Origin of the sequence: Helicobacter sp. MIT 99-5507 (assembly GCF_003364295.1) — a bacterium.
Taxonomy (GTDB): Bacteria; Campylobacterota; Campylobacteria; order Campylobacterales; family Helicobacteraceae; genus NHYM01.
In genome coordinates this window covers 72,456-94,212 of record NZ_NXLO01000003.1, presented here as the reverse complement: position 1 = coordinate 94,212, position 21,757 = coordinate 72,456, and the positions used below count along the sequence as shown (strand labels likewise).

General features: G+C 32.4%; 21 protein-coding genes, 2 tRNA genes and 3 rRNA genes. 19 read left to right on the top strand and 7 right to left on the bottom strand.

Translation table 11 applies throughout. The features are described from left to right. Positions 1 to 18: 18 nt before the first annotated feature. From CQA42_RS05220 to CQA42_RS05170, 11 genes are read left to right on the top strand one after another with little or no spacing between them, the layout of a single operon-like run. Complete coding sequence (locus CQA42_RS05220; RefSeq protein WP_115583636.1) at positions 19 to 495, top strand: hypothetical protein; 477 nt, start codon at positions 19 to 21, stop codon at positions 493 to 495. 3 nt (positions 496 to 498) lie between these two features. Next, positions 499 to 1,581 carry a lipid-A-disaccharide synthase gene (lpxB, locus tag CQA42_RS05215; RefSeq protein ID WP_258865575.1) on the top strand — a complete coding sequence of 361 codons (1,083 nt, stop codon included), beginning with the start codon at positions 499 to 501 and terminating at the stop codon, positions 1,579 to 1,581. Positions 1,582 to 1,634: 53 nt separating this feature from the next. Continuing rightward, the gene (locus CQA42_RS05210) at positions 1,635 to 2,318 is read left to right on the top strand and encodes a tetratricopeptide repeat protein (RefSeq protein ID WP_115583635.1); all 684 of its coding nucleotides are present in this window, start codon (positions 1,635 to 1,637) and stop codon (positions 2,316 to 2,318) included. 18 nt (positions 2,319 to 2,336) lie between these two features. After that, positions 2,337 to 2,825: a transcription elongation factor GreA gene (greA, locus tag CQA42_RS05205; RefSeq protein WP_115583634.1), complete on the top strand. Its 489-nt coding sequence runs from the start codon at positions 2,337 to 2,339 to the stop codon at positions 2,823 to 2,825. Next, on the top strand, positions 2,821 to 3,249 hold the full coding sequence (dut, locus tag CQA42_RS05200; RefSeq protein WP_115583908.1) for a dUTP diphosphatase: 429 nt from the start codon (positions 2,821 to 2,823) through the stop codon (positions 3,247 to 3,249). The genes greA and dut overlap by 5 nt, the downstream gene beginning before the upstream one ends. A 28-nt stretch (positions 3,250 to 3,277) precedes the next feature. Continuing rightward, complete coding sequence (locus tag CQA42_RS05195) at positions 3,278 to 3,871, top strand: hypothetical protein (protein ID WP_115583633.1); 594 nt, start codon at positions 3,278 to 3,280, stop codon at positions 3,869 to 3,871. Further along, positions 3,868 to 4,866, top strand: coding sequence for a hypothetical protein (locus CQA42_RS05190; RefSeq protein WP_115583632.1), 999 nt, complete (start codon positions 3,868 to 3,870; stop codon positions 4,864 to 4,866). The genes CQA42_RS05195 and CQA42_RS05190 overlap by 4 nt, the downstream gene beginning before the upstream one ends. Positions 4,867 to 4,869: 3 nt before the next feature. Further along, entirely contained in the window at positions 4,870 to 5,499 is a 630-nt protein-coding gene (locus tag CQA42_RS05185) for a type III pantothenate kinase (RefSeq protein ID WP_115583631.1), read from the top strand. After that, a complete protein-coding gene (hisG, locus tag CQA42_RS05180) occupies positions 5,496 to 6,110 on the top strand; it encodes an ATP phosphoribosyltransferase (RefSeq protein WP_115583630.1) in 615 nt (204 codons plus the stop codon). The genes CQA42_RS05185 and hisG overlap by 4 nt, the downstream gene beginning before the upstream one ends. A 60-nt stretch (positions 6,111 to 6,170) precedes the next feature. After that, positions 6,171 to 6,395, top strand: a complete 225-nt coding sequence (locus CQA42_RS05175; protein ID WP_147289259.1) for a hypothetical protein — start codon at positions 6,171 to 6,173, stop codon at positions 6,393 to 6,395. 53 nt (positions 6,396 to 6,448) lie between these two features. Further along, complete coding sequence (locus CQA42_RS05170) at positions 6,449 to 6,823, top strand: winged helix-turn-helix domain-containing protein (protein WP_115583628.1); 375 nt, start codon at positions 6,449 to 6,451, stop codon at positions 6,821 to 6,823. 134 nt (positions 6,824 to 6,957) lie between these two features. On the opposite strand, the gene icd is transcribed toward CQA42_RS05170, so the two are convergent. From icd to CQA42_RS05150, 4 genes are all read right to left on the bottom strand, one after another. Continuing rightward, positions 6,958 to 8,250 (bottom strand): NADP-dependent isocitrate dehydrogenase, encoded by a 1,293-nt coding sequence (gene icd, locus CQA42_RS05165; RefSeq protein WP_115583627.1) that lies wholly within the window; start codon positions 8,248 to 8,250, stop codon positions 6,958 to 6,960. Between the two features lie 112 nt (positions 8,251 to 8,362). Beyond that, positions 8,363 to 8,896, bottom strand: coding sequence for a sel1 repeat family protein (locus CQA42_RS05160; protein WP_115583626.1), 534 nt, complete (start codon positions 8,894 to 8,896; stop codon positions 8,363 to 8,365). 9 nt (positions 8,897 to 8,905) lie between these two features. Further along, positions 8,906 to 9,427 carry a sel1 repeat family protein gene (locus CQA42_RS05155; protein WP_115583625.1) on the bottom strand — a complete coding sequence of 174 codons (522 nt, stop codon included), beginning with the start codon at positions 9,425 to 9,427 and terminating at the stop codon, positions 8,906 to 8,908. A gap of 22 nt (positions 9,428 to 9,449) precedes the next feature. Further along, on the bottom strand, positions 9,450 to 9,791 hold the full coding sequence (locus tag CQA42_RS05150; protein ID WP_115583624.1) for a hypothetical protein: 342 nt from the start codon (positions 9,789 to 9,791) through the stop codon (positions 9,450 to 9,452). A gap of 232 nt (positions 9,792 to 10,023) precedes the next feature. On the opposite strand from CQA42_RS05150, the gene CQA42_RS05145 reads away from it, so the two are divergent. Together CQA42_RS05145 and CQA42_RS05140 are read left to right on the top strand one after the other, a co-directional pair. Beyond that, positions 10,024 to 11,313, top strand: coding sequence for a citrate synthase (locus CQA42_RS05145; protein ID WP_115583623.1), 1,290 nt, complete (start codon positions 10,024 to 10,026; stop codon positions 11,311 to 11,313). An 82-nt stretch (positions 11,314 to 11,395) separates the two neighbouring features. After that, the gene (locus CQA42_RS05140; protein WP_115583622.1) at positions 11,396 to 12,739 is read left to right on the top strand and encodes a class II 3-deoxy-7-phosphoheptulonate synthase; all 1,344 of its coding nucleotides are present in this window, start codon (positions 11,396 to 11,398) and stop codon (positions 12,737 to 12,739) included. 300 nt (positions 12,740 to 13,039) lie between these two features. Here CQA42_RS05140 and CQA42_RS05135 read toward each other — a convergent pair whose 3' ends face one another. Next, on the bottom strand, positions 13,040 to 13,594 hold the full coding sequence (locus CQA42_RS05135) for a methylated-DNA--[protein]-cysteine S-methyltransferase (protein ID WP_115583621.1): 555 nt from the start codon (positions 13,592 to 13,594) through the stop codon (positions 13,040 to 13,042). 199 nt (positions 13,595 to 13,793) lie between these two features. Further along, on the bottom strand, positions 13,794 to 14,483 hold the full coding sequence (locus tag CQA42_RS05130; protein WP_115583620.1) for a DNA-3-methyladenine glycosylase: 690 nt from the start codon (positions 14,481 to 14,483) through the stop codon (positions 13,794 to 13,796). Between the two features lie 576 nt (positions 14,484 to 15,059). Here CQA42_RS05130 and CQA42_RS05125 point away from each other — a divergent pair. From CQA42_RS05125 to CQA42_RS05100, 6 genes are all read left to right on the top strand, one after another. Continuing rightward, positions 15,060 to 16,557: ribosomal RNA gene (locus CQA42_RS05125) — 16S ribosomal RNA — on the top strand. 98 nt (positions 16,558 to 16,655) lie between these two features. After that, positions 16,656 to 16,732, top strand: a tRNA-Ile gene (locus CQA42_RS05120). Positions 16,733 to 16,736: 4 nt separating this feature from the next. Further along, positions 16,737 to 16,812, top strand: a tRNA-Ala gene (locus tag CQA42_RS05115). Between the two features lie 182 nt (positions 16,813 to 16,994). Next, a 23S ribosomal RNA gene (locus tag CQA42_RS05110) occupies positions 16,995 to 19,875 on the top strand. Between the two features lie 106 nt (positions 19,876 to 19,981). Continuing rightward, positions 19,982 to 20,098: ribosomal RNA gene (rrf, locus tag CQA42_RS05105) — 5S ribosomal RNA — on the top strand. The 16S, 23S and 5S rRNA genes sit together here with 2 tRNA genes alongside, the layout of an rRNA operon. Before the next feature lie 97 nt (positions 20,099 to 20,195). Continuing rightward, positions 20,196 to 20,444: a helix-hairpin-helix domain-containing protein gene (locus CQA42_RS05100; protein WP_115583619.1), complete on the top strand. Its 249-nt coding sequence runs from the start codon at positions 20,196 to 20,198 to the stop codon at positions 20,442 to 20,444. Positions 20,445 to 20,824: 380 nt separating this feature from the next. Here the strand turns inward: CQA42_RS05100 and CQA42_RS05095 are convergent, their stop codons facing one another. Beyond that, positions 20,825 to 21,745 (bottom strand): L,D-transpeptidase family protein, encoded by a 921-nt coding sequence (locus tag CQA42_RS05095; protein ID WP_115583907.1) that lies wholly within the window; start codon positions 21,743 to 21,745, stop codon positions 20,825 to 20,827. Positions 21,746 to 21,757 lie beyond the last annotated feature (12 nt).

The window sequence follows — 21,757 nt, the reverse complement described above, 5'->3', positions numbered from 1 at the left end:
AAAATTTTAGGAAATATGATGGATAAAGTTTTTGATAGATTTGTGCAAAATGCAGATAAAATAAATGAAACTTGGCAGATTGTAGAATTTTTTGAAAATGAATTTGAGAGATTTAAAATATCAGTAGGTAATTATGAAGCTGATATATTAAAAGAGCAAGAAAAGTTAAAAGCTCTACGCGCTGAATATGTTGCAATCCAAGATGAGATAAAAAATATAGAATTAGAGCTAAAACATTTAGAAGATTCTAAAAATACCAATTCTATTGATATAAGTAATGATATACAAATAAAGCCACTTGAAAAAGTAAAAATTGTGCTTAAAGATGGTATCGTTGTAAAGGCAAATCCAGCTGTAAATGTCTATCCACAGGAATTATATGAGCAATATGCAAAAAGCTTAATTGAAGTAAAAACACTTCGTGCAAAACTAAATAATAGTGATTTAGAAAATGCAAAATTAAAAAATGAAATAAAAGAAATAAAGGCTAGATAACCTTTGAGTAGTAAAATAAAACTTTTTGTGAGTGCATTAGAAATCTCTTCAAATGTGCATCTTAGATTTTTGATAAAAGGATTGGAATCTAGAATTGATATAGAATTATATGGTGTCTTTGATAAAGATATAAGCACAAATTCCCCCATATATTCCCCAAAAGATTTTTCTATTATGGGTTTTGTAGATGTATTTTATAAGATTAGGTTTTTATCTATTGCATTAAAAAATATGTCAAAATTAGCTCTATCTTGCGATAAGATTCTGCTTCTTGATAGTTCATCTTTTCATATTCCACTTGCAAAAAAAATCAAAAAGCAAAATAAAGAGAAAAAAATCATATATTATATTTTGCCACAGATTTGGGCTTGGAAACCTTGGAGGGCTAAGGTGATTGAAGAATATTTTGATATTCTTGCTGGAATCTTGCCTTTTGAAATTGAGCATTATAAATCAAAAGCTATTTTTGTAGGACATCCACTTCTTGATGAAATCAAAGAGTTTAAAAATGAAGTGATAGATTCAGATATCATTACTTTTATGCCTGGAAGTCGTATAAGTGAGATTAATAGAATCTTTCCTATTTTTAGAGAAGTAAAAGATAGATTAAAAAATCTAGATTCTACTTTGGTATTTAACTTGGTTGTTCCAAAGGTTTTTAAAGATTCTAATTTGATAGAAATTTACAAGAATCTTGATGACTTTAATATTGTATTTGATTCCCATCAAAGCTTATACAAAAGCAAATTTGCCTTTATTTGCAGTGGCACTGCAACGCTAGAGTGTGCTATCATTGGCACGCCTTTTGTGCTAGGATATAAAGCAAAAAAAATCGATGCTTTAATTGTGAAGAATTTTTTAAATATTAAATATGTTGGTCTTGCAAATATCTTATATCAAAAGATTAATCCAGATTCTATCTTTCATGATGAATTTTTGCAAAATGAATTAAATGCAGATAATTTAATAGATTCCTACTATTCATCAAATGATAATGATTTTATCTGCAAATCAAGGCAAATACGAGATTATTTAAAGCATGGTAGCCTAAATAAGATGTGTGATATAGTGCTAGATTCTAAGTAGTTTAAAGATTTATATGGTATAAATCGCACATAGTGTTTTATAAAAGGTATGTTATGAGAAAAAAAGTTATTATTATAGCTACTATACTTGTAGTATGTGTAGCGTTATTTTTATATAAAGATACGATAATGAGCCTTGTTAGTTCTGGGACATCTAGTAGTGATTTTAGTAATTTAGATTCTGTTCAAAATGTTGATACTAATCCACAAGATATTGCACCTATTCAAAATAGTACACAGGCATTGCCTAGCGGTGATTGTGATGCAAATAATGCCAATATTTGTCTTGAAAATGCAAAAAAATATATAGACGCAAAAGATTTAGTAAAAGCATTAGGTTTATTGATACAGGGTTGTGAGTATCAAGATGCGCAATCTTGCCTAATATTGGCTAATATGTATAATAATAATGATGTGATACCAAAATCAGAGTATTTGTATTTTGGATATTTATCCAAGGCTTGCTCATTGAATAATATGGCAGGTTGCTATGATTTGGGTGTCAAATATTATCGTGGTGATGAGATTGTAAAAAGAGATACAAAAAAATCATTTGAATTATTTAAAAAAGTATGTGATAGCGGAGATGTAAAAGGCTGTAATAATCTTGCTGTAATCTATAATAATGGTGATGGTGGAATCAAAAAAGATTTAAAACTTGCAAAAGATTTATTTGATAAGGCTTGTAAAAGCGGATATGAGCCTAGTTGTAGTAATATACAAAAAGCTTTTAAATAATTTTTAAAGAGGCTAGTTATGCAAAAAGAACCAATGACTGAATATGGTTATAATAAGCTATGTGAAGAGTTAAAACATCTAAAAGAAGTTGAGCGTCCTTATATTGTAAAAGAGATTGATATAGCTAGATCTCATGGTGATTTAAAGGAAAATGCAGAATATCATGCAGCAAGAGAAAAGCAAGCATTTATTGAAGCAAGGATTGCAGAGCTTAGCTCCATGCTTGCTAATGTGCAAATAATAGATCCAAAATCATATGAGCATAATAGTGTGAATTTTGGCAGTAGTGTTGTTGTGCTAAATCTTGATGATAATAAAAAGATTCAATATACAATAGTTGGTTCTTATGAAAGCAGACCAGAAAAGGGATATATATCATTTCATTCACCGATTGCAAAATCTATTTTAGGCAAGAAAGTAGGTGATGAAGTGACCATTAGATTGCCTAAGGGTGAATGTGATTTTGAGATTTTAGAAATAGCATATAAGGAAATTAATTTTGATTGATCTAAAAGTCAAAAAGATAGATGAAAAAGCAAAGATTCCAGAGTATCAAAGTAGCGGTGCAAGTGGATTTGATTTGCATAGTATAGAAGATATTGTGCTTAAGGCAGGTGGCTTTGGTGTTGTAAAAACAGGACTTGCATTTGAAATACCATATGGATATGAAATACAAGTAAGACCAAGAAGTGGCTTAGCATATAAAAATGGCATTGGTGTGCTAAACTCTCCAGGGACTATTGATAGTGATTATCGTGGCGAAGTAATGGTAATATTATTTAATTTTTCAAAAGAAGATTTTTATATCAAAAGTGGTGATAGGATAGCCCAAGCAGTGCTCTCAAAAGTAAGTATGGCAAATCTAATTGTTAGTAGTAGCTTAGATGAAACAAAACGCGGTAGCAATGGTTTTGGTAGCACTGGAGTATAAATTTTAGATTATATTTTAAGGATTGGTTTTGAGTATTAAAAATAATTTTAATTATATTAAAAATGAGATTAGCAGCGATGGGCAGTTATTAGAAAATACACTAAAGTTAGAAATATTATACAAAAAATACAAATATATAATTTGGACTATTCTTGTAGTAGTTATTTTTGGTGGAATCTCATATCAATTGTATTCATATTACAATGAAAAAAAAATACAAAAATATAGTGCATTGTATTCAGAATTGTTACAAGATACAAGCAATACCTCGCTTCAAGCTGAATTAAAAACAGGTAATCCAAAACTATATGATTTATTTACATTGCAACAGGCTCTAAAAGATGGCAATATAAGTAAATTTATGGAGATACAAGACAGCAAAAGCGCCATTATTTCATCTATTTCATCATATTATATTGGTAGTTTTGAACGAGATATATCAGTGCTAAAAAATGTAAATAAATATACTCTTGGTGATTTATCAAAGTTGCAACAAGCATATATTTTGATTAATGAAAATAAAATAAATGATGCAAAAGTTATACTAGGAGAAATTTCTAAAGATTCTAATATAAGCGAACTCGCAAGTTTATTATCTCATTATATGATAACAAAGCAATGAATAATATATTATTAGTAATACTCTTTCTTTTATTTGCTGGCTGTAGCCAAAAACAATATTTTACTCCAAGTAAAGATAGCATAGTAGGCAAAGTTGAATTTGATGATAAACTAGAATCTCATATATCTCAATCAAATAAAAATGGTGCATTATTAAGCGATGGCACTTTGATTGCCAAAGATGGAATCTACAATATCAATCTTAAAGAAAATTATACTTTTTTAAATATAAATGGTGATTTGATATTAGTTGGAAACTATGAAACAAATACATTATCAATCTTAAATAAAGATGGCAAAGAATTAAAATCATTTACTTTTGAATATATGCCCATTTCTGCATCCATTAGAGATAATATACTAGCTGCAGTGTTAGCTGATAATAGTTTTGTATTATGGGATACAAATGTAGATGAAAAACTTTTTAGTAGCAATAATTCAACTGCTTATGCTATCAATTCAAAAGTGGCTTCTCCTTTATTTATTGATGATATGGTGGTTTTTCCTGCATTTGATGGAAAAGTTGTTATATTGAATTTGAATAACTTTCAAATCTTAAATACAATCGCTATAAGCAGCGAAGCATATTTTAATAATATTATTTATTTAGCCTCAAGTGGCAAGAATCTAATCATTGCAACAAGTAATAAATTGATGACTTTTATTGATGGCAAGGATTTTTCTAAGGATTTAAATATTAGTGATATACTTTTTACTAATAATAAAATATATATTCTTAGCCTTGAGGGTGAGGTAATAGAATTTGATTTATTGTTAAATGAATTAAATAAAGCAAAGTTTCAATATGCAAATCTTAGCTCAATTATCATAAGTGACAATATCTATACACTAGAATCTCAAGGATATATGATAAAAATAGATCCAAATAGCTTTGTAGATTCTATCTATAAAATAGATATAGATGAGTATAAAAATAGTTTTTATACAGATGATGTGATCTATTATGATAATAGAATTATTAGATTCCCGAAGTGAAATATGTTTTTATGCGATATAGGTAATACTTATCTTCATTTTTTTTGTAGAGGTAAGATGTGGAAAGAAAAAGCTACACAAATAACAAAAAAAAATCACGATATTCCTATTTATTATATTAGTGTAAATAAAAAAAATGAAAAAAAACTCTTAGAATCTCACCCTAAATGCCTTAATATAGAAAACTATATAAACTTAGATACTATATACAAAGGACTTGGTATAGATAGAAAAGCTGCTTGCCTATCTATACAAAATGGAGTGATAGTTGATGCAGGAAGTGCAATTACTATTGATATTATGCAATCTGGAATCCATCTAGGTGGTTTTATATTGCCTGGATTAGATACTTATAATAAGTTGTTTTCTAATATAGAAGTTCTAAATTTAAATTTTAATCTAAATGTATCTCTTACATCATTGCCACAAAATACCAGAGATGCTATTAGTTGTGGTTGTATCAAAAGTATAATATTGATGATCCAAAATGCGGCAAAAAATGATTATATTTATTTTACTGGCGGAGATGGTAGATTTTTATCTAAATTTTTCAATCAATCAATTTATGATAATACTTTGGTTTTCAAAGGTATGTTAAAAGCATTGCAAAAAAATACAGAGGGTTTATTATGATTACAATAGCATTGCCAAAGGGTAGAATCGCGGATGATGTGCTTAATTTATTTGCTAAGATGTTTGGATATGATTTTGCATTTGTAAATAGAAAGCTGATTTTGCAAAAAGATGATTTTAGATTCCTTCTTGTTAGAAGCCAAGATGTTCCTATTTATGTTTTATATCAAGCAGTAGATTTGGGTGTAGTTGGGCTTGATGTTTTAGAAGAAACTGGTGCTGATATAGTTAGATTGCTAGATTTAGAGATTGGCAAATGCAAGGTTGTTCTTGGTTCTAAAATCAATGAAAAGATAGATTACAATAAGCCACAGATAAAAATTGCTACAAAAATGCCAAATATCACTAGAAACTTTTTTTCAAAAAGAGCCATTGCCACAGATATTATAAAACTATATGGTTCTATTGAGCTTGCACCTCTTGTAGGTCTTTCTGATGCTATTGTAGATATTGTTGAAACAGGTAATACAATGAAAGAAAACAATCTTGAAATAGATGAGGTTATTTTAGAATCTAGTGCTTATCTTATTGCAAATAGAAATAGTTTTTATTCAAAAAAACATGCTATTTTAGATATTTATAACAAACTAGAATCTTTAATAAAAAAGTAATCCATGAGAGTGCTAATATTATTTTTACTTTTTTGTAATTATATTAATGCAGCGTGGGTTATGTTTTATGATGGGGAAGATACATATATTTATAATAATGTAAGTGGGGATATTTATATTCGTCATAAAAAAGGTGGTAAAAATTATGAAGATGTTTTTATAAAGATGCCATCTGGTGTAATCCCAAATAACAATATAAATAAAAAAGACATTAATGAAAATAATACTTTGCCACAAGATATTTTATTGGATAGATTGCAAAATATTCAAAATGACTCTAAATAGAGCATTAGAAATGATTGCTTTAGTAGCGATAAAATTATTTTAGGAGAAAATTTATGAAAATTTATGGAAGATTTTGGGTGAAAAAGGATTCTAAAAATTATCTAGGACTTGGAAAAGTAGGGTTATTAAAAAGGATCTTAGAATATGGTTCTATTTCTAGTGCTGCAAAAGATATGAGAATGAGTTATAAAGCTGCTTGGGATGATGTAGATTCTATGAATAACCTTTCTAGCAGCCCACTTGTCTCTAGCTCGACAGGTGGTCGCGGCGGTGGCGGAACAAAAATAACCAAACAAGGTGAATTAGCAATAGAGGCTTTTAATGAGCTAGAAAAAGCAAAAATTGCATTTTGTAATTATTTTGACAATATCCAAACATTGGATGATTTGAAAAATAAAGCCATAGAATTACAAGAAAAAATAAAATAAAAATACATTAATATCTATACTAAAACTTAATAGAATCTTTAGTCAAACTAAGGGCTTTATAGGGGATATAAAATTAATATAACAATCTAAGATTCTAGATTACTAGAATCTTAAAAAATAGAATCTTATAGATTCTACATATTTTCTATCATTACATCTGCAAATACAGAGCATTTTACTTCTTTTGCGCCTTCCATTAATCTTGCAAAATCATAAGTGACTTTCTTGGATTCTATAGCTTTTTTCATAGAATCTACTATTAAATCCGCTGCTTCAATCCAGCCCATATGTCTTAGCATCATTTCAGCAGATAGTATTAAGCTTCCAGGATTTACTTTATCAAGTCCTGCATATTTTGGTGCTGTGCCGTGAGTTGCTTCAAACATCGCTATTGTATCATTTAGATTTGCCCCAGGTGCGATTCCAATACCGCCTACCATCGCAGCTAATGCATCGCTTATATAATCACCATTTAGATTCATCGTAGCTATTACATCATATTCTGATGGACGCAATAATATTTGTTGTAAAAATGCATCAGCTATTACATCTTTTATGATGATTTCTTTATTGGTTTTAGGATTTTTAATTTTACACCATGGACCACTATCGATTACTGATGCGCCAAATTCATCTTTTGCAAGTTCATATGCCCAGTTTCTAAAACCACCTTCTGTATATTTCATAATATTTCCCTTATGGACTATAGTTACAGAATCTCTATTATTATTGATAGCATATTCAATAGCTTTTCTCATCAATCTTTGTGTGCCTTCTTTGCTAATTGGTTTTATTCCAATTCCGCTACTTTGTGGGAATCTAATCTTTGTAACCCCCATTTCTTTTTGTAAAAAGTCAATGATTTTTTTTGCTTCATTGCTTCCTTGTGCAAATTCAATACCTGCATATATATCTTCGCTATTTTCTCTATAAATCACCATATCTACTTTATTTGGTTCTTTTACAGGACTTGGACTTCCATACCATCTAACAGGTCTAAGACATACATATAAATCCAATATTTGCCTTAAAGCTACATTTAATGAACGGAATCCTTCTCCTACTGGAGTTGTAAGTGGTCCTTTTATGGATACTTTAAAATATTTTATAGCCTCTATTGTATCTGGAAGTAGCCATTGTTCCATCGGAGATAGAGATTTTTCATTTTTAAATTTATTAAAGCATTTTTCACCAGTAAAAACTTCATACCAAGATATTTTCTTGCTACCATTATAAGCTTTCTTTACTGCATAATCTACTACCTTTATCATAGCTGGAGTTATATCTATACCTATTCCATCACCTTCTATATATGGAATGATTGGATTATTTGGAACTACTAGATTCCCTTTGTCATCAATACTGATTACTTCACCCTCACTTGGTAGTTGTATATATTTTGGATTATACCCTTGAAATTTACTCATTTTCCTTCCTTATATTTAAAAATTGAAAATATAGTTTATATTAATTTTTATAATTATGTAGTTTATTGTAATTATATTTATTATCTAAATTGCTATTTTGTAATACTTGGCTCTATTTGGCAGTCTTTTTTAATTCAGAGGCTTTTTGGTGAAATAATTTTGCTTTTATTTGATATTCATTTTTTATATTCTCATCACTCTCTTTATTTGATAATTCTTCATAATAATACCCAACATAGTTGCAAGATACACTATGCCCATAATCACAACCTTTTTTGTGTAACTCAAATGCCTTTTTCTCATCTTTTGGTAGATGTGTTGGCAGTTTGCTTATATTGCCATATCCAAGACTTGCTAGATAGCAGCTAGAGCCAGATTTTAGATTGCAGCCTTTTATGAACCACATAAGAGAGGCTTTTTCTATCTCTGCATCTTTGTAGCCACTAATTTGATATATTCTTTTGTAATAGCTGCCTATTATTTGACAGCTATTACCATTTCCATTTTCGCATTGACTTTTATATTGGTCTAGATGAGCTCGTATATATGCTATATCATTGTATTGAAGATAATTCAGCTCTTGTCTTAGACTATTTGCTATTAATATTTCACATATATATGCGCAAATCAATACTATTTTTTTCATCTAATATCCCTATAAATCTCTATAATTGCTACAACTTGCTTTATATCCGTAATCACAACCTTTTTTGAAAAAGAATTTTGCCTTTCTTGTATATTCTTTTTTGTCAGATTTGCTATTTGCTTCTCTTTCTAACCTAATATAATGAAATCCAAGCATAGCACAGCCAAACCCACTTTTGTAATCACAACTCTTTGTGAAAAATTCAAATGCTTTTTTTTCATCTTTTTGTATGTAACCTGTTCTTTCATCTGCATTGCCATAATAACTGCCAACAGTGCCACAACTAGCTCCATCTCTTAAATTGCATCCTTTTATTGCCCATTCAAAACTCATTCTTTCTAATTCTTCGTCATAGTGAGATGTAACATCGTAGTATATACTTACAATTCTGCAACTTACACCATCTCTATCTTCACATTGTTTCTTGTATTTATCTAGATTATCTTGCACATATTTAAAATCATTTTTGTTAAATAATTTTACATCTTTTCTTAGATTGTTTGCTTGTAAGACACCAAATAATACATACAAATATTAAAATTATTTTTTTCACTTAAAGATCCTTTGTTATGTTATCTCTTGTTGTTTCCATTATTTTTTTGATATCTTTTGAGCTTCCTGCAATGCCAGTTATATATAGCGATATAAGAAAACCTGTCCCATTTGCCATAAATCTTGCTAGTTTTTTAAATATTTGTGAAGCAACTGCTAAAACCTTTGTATTTGTGTAAATATCATTTCCCATTTGCTCTACAATGTCTATTATCGTTTGGGTTACATCTTCATACCTCCAACGTTTTACATCATAGCCAAAATCTGCTCTTGTGTAATAAGCATCTAAAAATGCGTATGCTTCTGCTTGTTTTTGTTCAAATGTTACTTCTTTAGCTTCCATTTAAGCCCCCTATCTGTGTTTGATTATGTTTATTAGTAAATGCTAATAAACATATATATATAGTATCTTTATTTTCTATGTTTTATTTATTTTATTGTTTTGTTAGTGTCAGAATCTATTATTTATGTAACATATTTCTATATTTACTCTTGATTTCACTGCTATTTAAATAATGTATAAAACTTTTGTTATTATGATTTGTATGTAATTATAAATTGGAGGTATTTATAAAATGGATAATAAAAACACAGTTACTCTTATTAATAATTCTACTGGTGAAAAATTTGAATTTAATCTAATTGAATGCACAAGAGGACCTAAGGCTATTGATTTTGGAAAATTATTTGAAACAACTGGAATCTTTTCTTATGATCCTGGATATGCCTCAACTGCTGGTTGCAAATCAACTGTTAGTTATATAGATGGACAAAATGGTATATTGCTATATAGAGGTATTCCAATTCAAGATTTGGTAGAAAAATACTCATTTACAGATATTTGTTCATTATTGATTAGTGGCAAATTACCAAAAGATGATAAAGAATCAAAAGAATTTGAATTAGATTTAAGACAATTAAGATATTTAAATGAAGGCTTGATAGATATTTTTAAAGCATTTCCAGACAATGCCCACCCAATGGCAAACTTATCTTCTGCTGTTGGTGCACTTTCTACATTTTATAGAGGATATATAGAAATAGGTGATGATGATGATTATGAAATGATGGCAAAAAGAATGATTGCAAAAATTCCTACCCTTGTAGCATTTTCTTATAGGCATTCAATTGGATATCCATATATATATCCAGATGTTAGTTTGTCTTATGTTGAAAATTTCTTGCTTATGCTTAGGGCATTTCCAGGCGGAAAGCTAAAATATACATTAGATGGAGAAGTTCAAATTGATCCATTAGAAGTCGAAGCCTTAGACAAAATATTTACACTCCATGCAGAACATGGTCAAAATGCCTCTACTACAACCGTGCGAAATGTTGCTTCAACAGGTGTTCATCCATATGCTGCAATTAGTGCAGGTATTAATGCGCTTTGGGGTCCTTCTCATGGTGGCGCTAATGAAAAAGTATTAGATCAATTAGCAGAAATTGGTAATGTAAAAAATGTAAATAAATTTATTCAAAGAGTAAAAGATAAAAACGATCCATTTAGATTGATGGGCTTTGGTCATCGCGTATATAAAAATTATGATCCAAGAGCAAAAGTCTTAAAAAAACTAAAAGATGATTTAGCCAAAAAAGGTATTAAAATAAATGATAGATTCTCTGATATTGCAGAAAAAGTTGAAGAAGTAGCTTTAACAGATGATTATTTTATAGAAAGAAAACTATATCCAAATGTCGATTTTTACTCTGGTATTATATTGTCTGCTTTAAAGATTCCAGTAAGCTTATTTACGCCTATATTTGCAATAGGAAGAATGCCAGGTTGGTGTGCTCATGTAATAGAGCATATAAAATCAGGTGCTAGGATTACGCGTCCAAGACAAGTATATGAAGGAAAATAATTAAACTTTATGAGATCTATACTATTTTTAAAGTCTATTTTTGATAGTATTATTCCTTATTTTTATAGTAAGGAATAATTAAATGACTAAATGGACTCCTTCTAGCTGGAGAGATTTTAAAATAAAGCAACAACCTATATATAATAATAAAGAAGAATTAGAAAATGTAGAAAAAGAATTAAGGTCATATCCACCTCTTGTTTTTGCAGGCGAGGCAAGAAAACTAAAAAGACATCTAGGTGAAGTTGTAGATGGTAGGGCTTTTTTACTTCAAGGTGGAGATTGTGCAGAATCTTTTGCTGATTTTAATGCTATAAATATTCGTGATATGTTTAAAGTTATTATGCAAATGAGTGCGATACTCGCATTTGCAGGTGGGATTCCTGTCGTAAAAGTTGGTAGGCTTGCAGGGCAGTTTGCAAAACCTAGATCAAATGCCACTGAAATAATAGATGGAGTAGAGTATCCAATTTATCGTGGTGATATTATCAATGATATAGAAGCTACAATGAAATCAAGAGAAGCTAATCCAAATAGAATGATTAAAGCTTACAATCAAAGTGCAGCAACACTAAATTTGCTTAGGGCTTTTGCACAAGGTGGATTTGCAGACTTAAATGAAGTGCATAAGTGGAATATGGAATTTGTCAAAAATAACTCATTTGGTCAAAAATATGAGGAAATAGCAAATAGAATCACAGAAGCATTAAAATTTATGGAAGCTTGTGGAATCAATACTCAAAATACAAAACAATTACAAGAAACAGAATTTTATACATCACATGAGGCGTTATTATTAAATTATGAAGAGCAATTATGCAGAAAAGATAGCTTGAGTGATAAATATTATGATTGTTCAGCTCATATGCTTTGGATTGGCGAACGCACTAGAGGACTTGATGAAGCTCATATAGAATTTTTGCGAGGTGTTGATAATCCTTTGGGTGTAAAAATAGGACCAAATATAACAAAAGATGAAATACTTAGATTGTGTGATGCTCTAAACCCTAATAACGAAGCAGGAAGACTTAATCTTATTGTTAGAATGGGAGCTAATGATATTAAAAATAAATTACCTGCTATATTAAAAGAAGTTGTTCCTGAAAAAAGGAAAATATTATGGAGTATAGATCCAATGCATGGTAATACAATAAAAGCTAGCACTGGATATAAAACAAGAGCATTTGATAATATATTGGATGAAGTAAAAAGTTTTTTTGAAATACATCAATCATATAATAGCTATGCTGGTGGAGTGCATCTTGAAATGACAGGTCAAAATGTCACAGAGTGTATAGGTGGTTCGCAAGAAATCACAGAAGCTAATCTTAGAAACAAATATGATACGAGATGTGATCCAAGATTGAATGCAACACAGGCAATAGAACTCGCATTTTTAATAGCTGATGTATTTAAAAGAAAATAGGATTCTATCTTTTTATTAATTTCATCACTTAAAACTCCAAAAGGAGTAAGAGCACCTAGAGTAAGTTTTGTAATTTTTATCAAATCATTTTTGGAAGCAAATTTTAATATTCTTGTGTTGCTTTGTCACCTTTGGGGTTATTAGATAATATTTTTTAAATTATCACATACAAAATAAACCCATTTTTTGGAAGCATTACTTCACTCAAATTTGCAATATCTACTCCAAATCCATTTGAAAAATACTTCTTAAACTATCTAAATTAGAATTATTTTTGTTTATTAAATTTTTGGTAAGTTTTTATGGTGCTGTGCTATGTTTTGGGATGAATAATTTATCCATATTTACACCCTCATGTTTTATAAGTTTTATCTTTGTTTTTATTCCACCTGAATAACCTGTCAGGCTTCCATTTGAAGATACAACTCTATGACATGGAATAATAATAGAAATTGGATTATGTCCGACAGCCCCACCAATGGCTTGAGCCGACATTTTTACTTTACCTTTTTCTTTTGCAATTATTTTTGCAATGTCGCCATAAGTTGTAACTTCACCATATGGTATTTCACATAGAATCTGCCAAACTCTCTGCCTAAAACTATTTCCAATAGGTGCGAGCGGTAATTCTGAAATTTCAGGTTTTTCACCTCTAAAATATCTATCCAACCAGTTTTTAGCTTTCTTAAATATTTCAAGGTTATGATTTTCAATCATTTCAGAATCAATAGTGTCACCAAAATATTTTTGTCCCTCCATCCAAAGCCCGACAATATTTTCTTTCTCATCACAAGCGAGGGTTATACTCCCTATTGGTGAATTATAAATTGTTTTAAAATAAGATTTATCTTTCATTTTTTACTCCTATTAAATAAGTTTGACTTTAATATCTTTTATAAAATTCTTTCATGCAATCTTTGCAGAAAAAAACCTGCACTAATTAATTCTTTAAATTTGTTATAAAGCTTAATTTTTCTAAAGGAATTTTTGTAAGCTAACTTAGGTTGCAAGCTATTTTTTGTTAATTTAATCCTAAAATAAAATCCAACTTTTATCATTTTTTATTACCTGCAATTTTTATTTCTTGTCTATCTTTTTTTACTTTAGTTTGTTTTATTGGTGCATAATCTCTCATCCCATCTATTACACCACCTGCAACTGCCCAAAAATATAGACTTGCAACAGAATAATAGGGGGAGAATCTTTTTTTGTATTTTTCAAAAAGAGATTTAGTGATTTTTTTGTGATGATAAACCATCCTTATTCCTCTTTGAATCGCTAAATCACCATAACTAAATACATTTTTTCGTTCCATACAAAAAAGTAAAATCATTTCAGCAGTCCAAACCCCGATACCTTTTAAAGCTGATAATTCTTTAATTACATCTTCATCAGTTTTTTGCCATATTGCTTCCAAATCAAATTCATCGTTTTTAATTTTATTTGCAAAATCTATTATGTATTCAGCTTTTTTAAAAGTCATACCAAAAGATTGCAGTTTTTTAATCCATGCTTTTAATATAGTATCCGTATTGACAACTTTTAAATCATCTTCAATTCTTTGCCAAATTGTCTTCTGTGCTTTTGTTGAAATCTGCTGTCCTATAATATGGTGAATAACTGCTGAAAATAGATCTTTATCAATAGTTCTATTAATATGTCCGATTTCATCAATAATTAGAGCAAGTTTTTTGCATTTGCTTTTTAAATATTGAGTTTCTTTGTTATCATATTTAAAATGCATTTTGACAACTGCCTTTTATTTAAATTGATAAAATTTAGTTAAAAATATCATGATATTACCTAAAATCATTATAATATTTTCAAAAAAATAAAAAATACTAATTGAAAAAATATAAACACCACCTTGTATTTTGGCATGTTTTTGACATAACTATATCTATATTAAATCATAATAAATTTGGATAAATAATATTTTTTTCAAAATTATATTTTCTTTAAGCATAGTTTAAAGAAACGGAATGTATTATTTCATTTCTCTTTTACAGAAAAGAGGCAAAAAGCTTTGAAATATGCCTTATATGCAGTTCTTAGTTAATTTTGCTTTTTAGAAATTGAGAGCGTTCTATTTTATTTTTTAATTTATTAATATCCTTGATATTTTAAATCATTATTTAGGTAGTGATCTTTGACAACTAAGCAAGACAAAACTAACATAATTTATTTTAATTTATTTTAATTTTTAAATTTAAAATAGTTTAGTCTTATTTTAAGATACAACTTGTCTATATACTTGTATATTATTTATATAGTATATTTTGATTTTTAATTGAGCTAAATTATGGATTTTACTTTCATTTTTACGGAGAGTTTGATCCTGGCTCAGAGTGAACGCTGGCGGCGTGCCTAATACATGCAAGTCGAACGATGAAGCTTTTAGCTTGCTAGAAGTGGATTAGTGGCGCACGGGTGAGTAATGCATAGGTAACATACCCTTTAGTCTGGAATAGCCACTGGAAACGGTGATTAATACTGGATACTCCCTACGGGGGAAAGTTTTTCGCTAAAGGATTGGCCTATGTCCTATCAGCTTGTTGGTGAGGTAATGGCTCACCAAGGCTATGACGGGTATCCGGCCTGAGAGGGTGAACGGACACACTGGAACTGAGACACGGTCCAGACTCCTACGGGAGGCAGCAGTAGGGAATATTGCTCAATGGGGGAAACCCTGAAGCAGCAACGCCGCGTGGAGGATGAAGGTTTTAGGATTGTAAACTCCTTTTGTTAGAGAAGATTATGACGGTATCTAACGAATAAGCACCGGCTAACTCCGTGCCAGCAGCCGCGGTAATACGGAGGGTGCAAGCGTTACTCGGAATCACTGGGCGTAAAGAGCGCGTAGGCGGGATAATAAGTCAGATGTGAAATCCTATGGCTTAACCATAGAACTGCATTTGAAACTATTATTCTAGAGTATGGGAGAGGTAGGTGGAATTCTTGGTGTAGGGGTAAAATCCGTAGAGATCAAGAGGAATACTCATTGCGAAGGCGACTTACTGGAACATTACTGACGCTAATGCGCGAAAGCATGGGGAGCAAACAGGATTAGATACCCTGGTAGTCCATGCCCTAAACGATGAATGCTAGTTGTTGCCCTGCTTGTCAGGGCAGTAATGCAGCTAACGCATTAAGCATTCCGCCTGGGGAGTACGGTCGCAAGATTAAAACTCAAAGGAATAGACGGGGACCCGCACAAGCGGTGGAGCATGTGGTTTAATTCGAAGATACGCGAAGAACCTTACCTAGGCTTGACATTGATAGAATCTGCTAGAGATAGTGGAGTGCCACTTTTGTGGAGCTTGAAAACAGGTGCTGCACGGCTGTCGTCAGCTCGTGTCGTGAGATGTTGGGTTAAGTCCCGCAACGAGCGCAACCCTCGTCCTTAGTTGCTAGCAGTTTGGCTGAGCACTCTAAGGAGACTGCCTTCGTAAGAAGGAGGAAGGTGAGGACGACGTCAAGTCATCATGGCCCTTACGCCTAGGGCTACACACGTGCTACAATGGGGTGTACAACGAGAAGCAATATCGCGAGATGGAGCAAATCTCTAAAACATCTCTCAGTTCGGATTGTAGTCTGCAACTCGACTACATGAAGCTGGAATCGCTAGTAATCGCAAATCAGCTATGTTGCGGTGAATACGTTCCCGGGTCTTGTACTCACCGCCCGTCAAACCATGGGAGTTGTATTCGCCTTAAGCCGGGATGCTAAATTGGCTACCGTCTACGGTGGGTGCAGCGACTGGGGTTAAGTCGTAACAAGGTAACCGTAGGTGAACCTGCGGTTGGATCACCTCCTTTCTAGAGATACGAATTAGCATTCATTTGTCTAATTTATATTTATTATATTTTATGTTAGCTTGCTTAGTTGTCAGAGATTACTTATTGCCTATATTTAGGGGCTTATAGCTCAGGTGGTTAGAGCGCACCCCTGATAAGGGTGAGGTCGGAGGTTCAAGTCCTCCTAAGCCCACCATAAAGGGGAATTAGCTCAGTTGGGAGAGCGCCTGCTTTGCACGCAGGAGGTCAGCGGTTCGACCCCGCTATTCTCCACCATTTGGGTATTAATAAAGTTTAAATATATGATTTATTTATTAAGTCATATATTTAGATTTTATATAAAATCTAAAAGTTATTTTAAAATTTAATGTTAATAGCCAATATAATGAGACTACAATAATGTTTTATTTAATTTATATTTTAGATTGAATAAGGCAGTGCAAATTAGAATACATATATTATAAGCTTTAAAGAGTAAATGGTGGATGCCTTGGAAGTCAGAGGCGATGAAGGACGTACTAGACTGCGATAAGCTATGGGGAGTTGTCAAGAAGCTTTGATCCATAGATTTCCGAATGGGGAAACCCAACTAATAGCAATATTAGTTACCTAATAAGGAGCAAACCTAGGGAAGTGAAACATCTCAGTACCTAGAGGAAAAGAAATCAATAGAGATTCTCTTAGTAGCGGTGAGCGAACGGGGAAGAGGGCAAACCGAATGCTTGCATTCGGGGTTGTGGACTACAATATCCATTAAAATAATCTAGCAGAAATACATGGAAATGTATACGATACAGGGTGATAGTCCCGTATGCGAAAGGTTATTTTTAGGTAGTAGTATCCAGAGTAGGTCAGGACACGTGTAATCCGGACTGAAGCAGGGGAGACCACTCTCCAACCCTAAATACTACTGACTTACCGATAGCGAACCAGTACCGTGAGGGAAAGGTGAAAAGAACCGTGGTGAACGGAGTGAAATAGAACCTGAAACCATTTATTTACAATCATTCGGAGCCCTATGATTTATCAGGGTGACGGACTGCCTTTTGCATAATGATCCTGCGAGTTGTGGTATCTGGCAAGGTTAAGCAAACGCGAAGCCGTAGCGAAAGCGAGTCTGAAAGGGCGTTTAGTCAGGTGCTGCAGACCCGAAGCTAAGTGATCTATCCATGGCCAAGTTGAAGCGAGTATAATAGCTCGTGGAGGACTGAACTCGTACCCATTGAAACGGGTTGGGATGAGCTGTGGATAGGGGTGAAAGGCCAAACAAACTTAGTGATAGCTGGTTCTCTTCGAAATATATTTAGGTATAGCCTCAAGTGATAGTAATAGGGGGTAGAGCTCTGATTGGGCTAGGGCTGCTCACCGCGGTACCAACCCCTGTCAAACTGCAAATACCTATTACCGTATCTTGGGAGTCAGGCGGTGGGTGATAAAATCAATCGTCAAAAGGGGAACAACCCAGACTACCGAATAAGGTCCCAAAGTTCTATTCTAAGTGGAAAAAGATGTGTAGTTACTTAGACAACCAGGAGGTTGGCTTAGAAGCAGCCATCCTTTAAAGAAAGCGTAACAGCTCACTGGTCTAGTGATTATGCGCTGAAAATATAACGGGGCTAAGATAGACACCGAATTCGTAGATTGTGCTGATGCACAGTGGTAGAAGAGCGTTCGTATTGCGTTGAAGGTATACCGGTAAGGAGTGCTGGAGCGATGCGAAGTGAGCATGCAGGAATGAGTAGCGATAAAATATGTGAGAATCATATTCGCCGTAAATCCGAGGTTTCCTACGCGATGCTCGTCATCGTAGGGTTAGTCGGGTCCTAAGATAAGTCCGAAAGGGGTAGTCGATGGAAAATAGGTTAATATTCCTATACCAACCATTGTGTGCGATGGGGGGACGCATAGGGCTAAGCGATGTTAGCGGATGGAAGTGCTAATTTAAGAGCGTAGATTGAGGGACAGGTAAATCCACCCTTGTATTTGAAACTCTATGAGCTTCTTGCGGTCTTCGGACCAAGAGGAGTATCGCTGATGCCGTCGTGCCAAGAAAAGCCTCTAAGTTTAACAGTGGTTGCCCGTACCGTAAACCGACACAGGTGGATGAGATGAGTATTCTAAGGCGCGTGAAAGAACTCTCTTTAAGGAACTCTGCAAACTAGCACCGTAAGTTCGCAATAAGGTGTGCCTAATATTTAGGTCTCAGCAAAGAGTCCCTCCCGACTGTTTACCAAAAACACAGCACTTTGCAAACTCGTAAGAGGAAGTATAAGGTGTGACGCCTGCCCGGTGCTCGAAGGTTAAGAGGATTAGTTAGCAGCAATGTGAAGCTTTGAATTGAAGCCCGAGTAAACGGCGGCCGTAACTATAACGGTCCTAAGGTAGCGAAATTCCTTGTCGGTTAAATACCGACCTGCATGAATGGCGTAACGAGATGGGAGCTGTCTCAAAGAGAGATTCAGTGAAATTGTAGTGGAGGTGAAAATTCCTCCTACCCGCGGCAAGACGGAAAGACCCCGTGGACCTTTACTATAGCTTGGTACTGCAGATGGGAATATTATGCGCAGGATAGGTGGGAGACTTTGATATCTTTACTCTGGTGAAGATGGAGTCATCCTTGAGATACCACCCTTAATATTTCTGTTTGCTAACTGGCTTGAGTTATCCTCAAGCAGGACAATGCCTGGTGGGTAGTTTGACTGGGGCGGTCGCCTCCTAAAAAGTAACGGAGGCTTACAAAGGTTGGCTCATTGCGGTTGGAAATCGCAAGTTGAGTGTAATGGTATAAGCCAGCTTAACTGTAAGACATACAAGTCAAGCAGAGACGAAAGTCGGTCATAGTGATCCGGTGGTTCTGTGTGGAAGGGCCATCGCTCAAAGGATAAAAGGTACCCCGGGGATAACAGGCTGATCTCCCCCAAGAGCTCACATCGACGGGGAGGTTTGGCACCTCGATGTCGGCTCATCGCATCCTGGGGCTGGAGCAGGTCCCAAGGGTATGGCTGTTCGCCATTTAAAGCGGTACGCGAGCTGGGTTCAGAACGTCGCGAGACAGTTCGGTCCCTATCTGCCGTGGGCGTAGGAAAGTTGAGGAGAGCTGTCCTTAGTACGAGAGGACCGGGATGGACATGCCACTAGTGTACCAGTTGTTCTGCCAAGAGCATCGCTGGGTAGCTACGCATGGATGTGATAACCGCTGAAAGCATCTAAGCGGGAAGCCAACTCCAAGATTAATTTTCCCTGAAGGTCGCAGCAAGACTAGCTGCTTGATAGGGTAGATGTGTAAGCATAGTAATATGTTTAGCTGACTACTACTAATAGACCGTTTGGCTTATTTTTGTATTTTGATTTTGGCACTGCCTTATTCAGTCTATATTTTGGCTATTAACTTTAAAAAAAGAGAAAGTAAAGAATATTTATTATGATATTTTTTATTTTCTCTTTTCCTTGTGTCTATAGAGAGAGGGCTACACCCAGATACCATCCCGAACCTGGCAGTTAAGCCTCTATTCGCTGATAATACTGCACCTTTCAGGTGTGGGAATGTAGGTTGATGCAGGGGTAGAGAATATTTCTTATATAAAACTTCAAATATTTATTTCATTTATATAATTAAATTGTTATAATGGGCTTCTATTTTATTTTTTAGGAGTTGTTGTATGTATAGAATTATTTTATCCTTAATATTTTGTATATCATTTTTATTTGCTGGGGTTAATATCAACACTGCTGATAAAAAAGAATTGATGACATTAGATGGTATAGGATCTAAGAAGGCTGATGAAATTATCAAATATAGAGCAAATAATAAATTTAATTCTGTTGAGGATTTGAAAAAAGTAAATGGAATTGGAGATAAGCTATTTAATAAAATTAAAGACAAAATTAGTGTCAATGATAGTAAATAAAAAAACTTTATAGAATCTAAGTAGTAAAATACTATTTAGATTCTATTATTTATCATATATAAAATATCTATTAATCTTGAAATATTATATATCTTTTTAATGCAAATATTTATTTCAAAGTCATCTATAAATTATCTATACTCCATAGTCAAGATTTGTCTTTATAATATTTATATTCTAAAGATATGACTATCTTGTTAATTAAATAATAAACTTTAAGTTCATAAGTTTTTTATAGCTTAAATTATTAAAATTGTAAGTTATACTGTTCATCAAGCTTGATAAATAGTGGGTGGGGGAGGTAAAATAGAATGTTTATATTTAAGAAATTAAAATAAAATATTTAAAATTTATAAAAGATTGCTTATACATTGTAGAATCTATTTTTCTACAATGATACTTATTTTTTTATCTTTTATGATTATATACAGCTCTTTTATTCCTCTAAATGTATATCCACTATCAGCTCTATAGTCTTCTAAGAATGTTATTCTAAATATCTCTTTGCCATCATTATTTGGATATGGAATAATATTGATATTTGTAAATGTTATATTTTTCTTTTCATCTTTATCAAATATACGTTTTTTAAAAGCTTTAAATTCATTTATTTTCATACCATCAAATCTTACAAAACTTTCATCATAAAATGAAAGATATAAATTTAAATCATTATTTATCCATGCATCTCTCCATACAAAAAGAGATTGAAGAATATTTGCAAAGGTATCTTTTGATACTTCTTTAATAGGTTTATTACTCGTTATAAGCACAGAATCTTTATAATCTATAACCTTTTCATATTGAAGCAATATATTATTTTCTATTGCAATGCAGCCTTTTGTATTTTGTTCGCTTCTATCGCCATTTAGTGGAAGTCCATGTATCCATATACCATATCCAGTCTTTTTATTTAACTTATCATATAAGTTTGGATATGAAGTAACAAATGCTAAAGGCCCATAATATTGATCTAGATTTTGTAATTTTTTTGTCAAATCATATACACCAATAGGAGTGGCTAAATCACCTTCTTTTAATTTATCCCCTTTATTTGCTCCAAAAATTGCATTGCTATTTCCAATTTGTGATAGTTTATTGTTTTGAATCTCAAATAATAATAGATTATTATCTTCTTTTGAAGCCATAAAAACATATTTTATGCTTTCATAATATCCATATTTTGTATCTTTTGATTCTACGACAATATCCCAGTATTTTTTATCAATAAGATAACTCTCCAAAGTAGCTTTTATATTATTTAGCCCTTCATTACGATATTTGCTGATAATATCATACATTTCTCTATCAGG

Coding starts and splice junctions, on each gene's coding strand:
- CQA42_RS05135 (WP_115583621.1), bottom strand. CDS start 13,594: ATGAAAGATAAATCTTATTTTAAAACAATTTATAATTCACCAATAGGG.
- hisG (WP_115583630.1), top strand. CDS start 5,496: ATGATTACAATAGCATTGCCAAAGGGTAGAATCGCGGATGATGTGCTT.
- icd (WP_115583627.1), bottom strand. CDS start 8,250: ATGAGTAAATTTCAAGGGTATAATCCAAAATATATACAACTACCAAGT.
- CQA42_RS05145 (WP_115583623.1), top strand. CDS start 10,024: ATGGATAATAAAAACACAGTTACTCTTATTAATAATTCTACTGGTGAA.
- CQA42_RS05100 (WP_115583619.1), top strand. CDS start 20,196: ATGTATAGAATTATTTTATCCTTAATATTTTGTATATCATTTTTATTT.
- CQA42_RS05170 (WP_115583628.1), top strand. CDS start 6,449: ATGAAAATTTATGGAAGATTTTGGGTGAAAAAGGATTCTAAAAATTAT.
- greA (WP_115583634.1), top strand. CDS start 2,337: ATGCAAAAAGAACCAATGACTGAATATGGTTATAATAAGCTATGTGAA.
- CQA42_RS05175 (WP_147289259.1), top strand. CDS start 6,171: ATGTTTTATGATGGGGAAGATACATATATTTATAATAATGTAAGTGGG.
- CQA42_RS05185 (WP_115583631.1), top strand. CDS start 4,870: ATGTTTTTATGCGATATAGGTAATACTTATCTTCATTTTTTTTGTAGA.
- CQA42_RS05140 (WP_115583622.1), top strand. CDS start 11,396: ATGACTAAATGGACTCCTTCTAGCTGGAGAGATTTTAAAATAAAGCAA.
- CQA42_RS05210 (WP_115583635.1), top strand. CDS start 1,635: ATGAGAAAAAAAGTTATTATTATAGCTACTATACTTGTAGTATGTGTA.
- CQA42_RS05130 (WP_115583620.1), bottom strand. CDS start 14,483: ATGCATTTTAAATATGATAACAAAGAAACTCAATATTTAAAAAGCAAA.
- CQA42_RS05190 (WP_115583632.1), top strand. CDS start 3,868: ATGAATAATATATTATTAGTAATACTCTTTCTTTTATTTGCTGGCTGT.
- CQA42_RS05095 (WP_115583907.1), bottom strand. CDS start 21,745: ATGTATGATATTATCAGCAAATATCGTAATGAAGGGCTAAATAATATA.
- CQA42_RS05160 (WP_115583626.1), bottom strand. CDS start 8,896: ATGAAAAAAATAGTATTGATTTGCGCATATATATGTGAAATATTAATA.
- CQA42_RS05150 (WP_115583624.1), bottom strand. CDS start 9,791: ATGGAAGCTAAAGAAGTAACATTTGAACAAAAACAAGCAGAAGCATAC.
- CQA42_RS05220 (WP_115583636.1), top strand. CDS start 19: ATGGATAAAGTTTTTGATAGATTTGTGCAAAATGCAGATAAAATAAAT.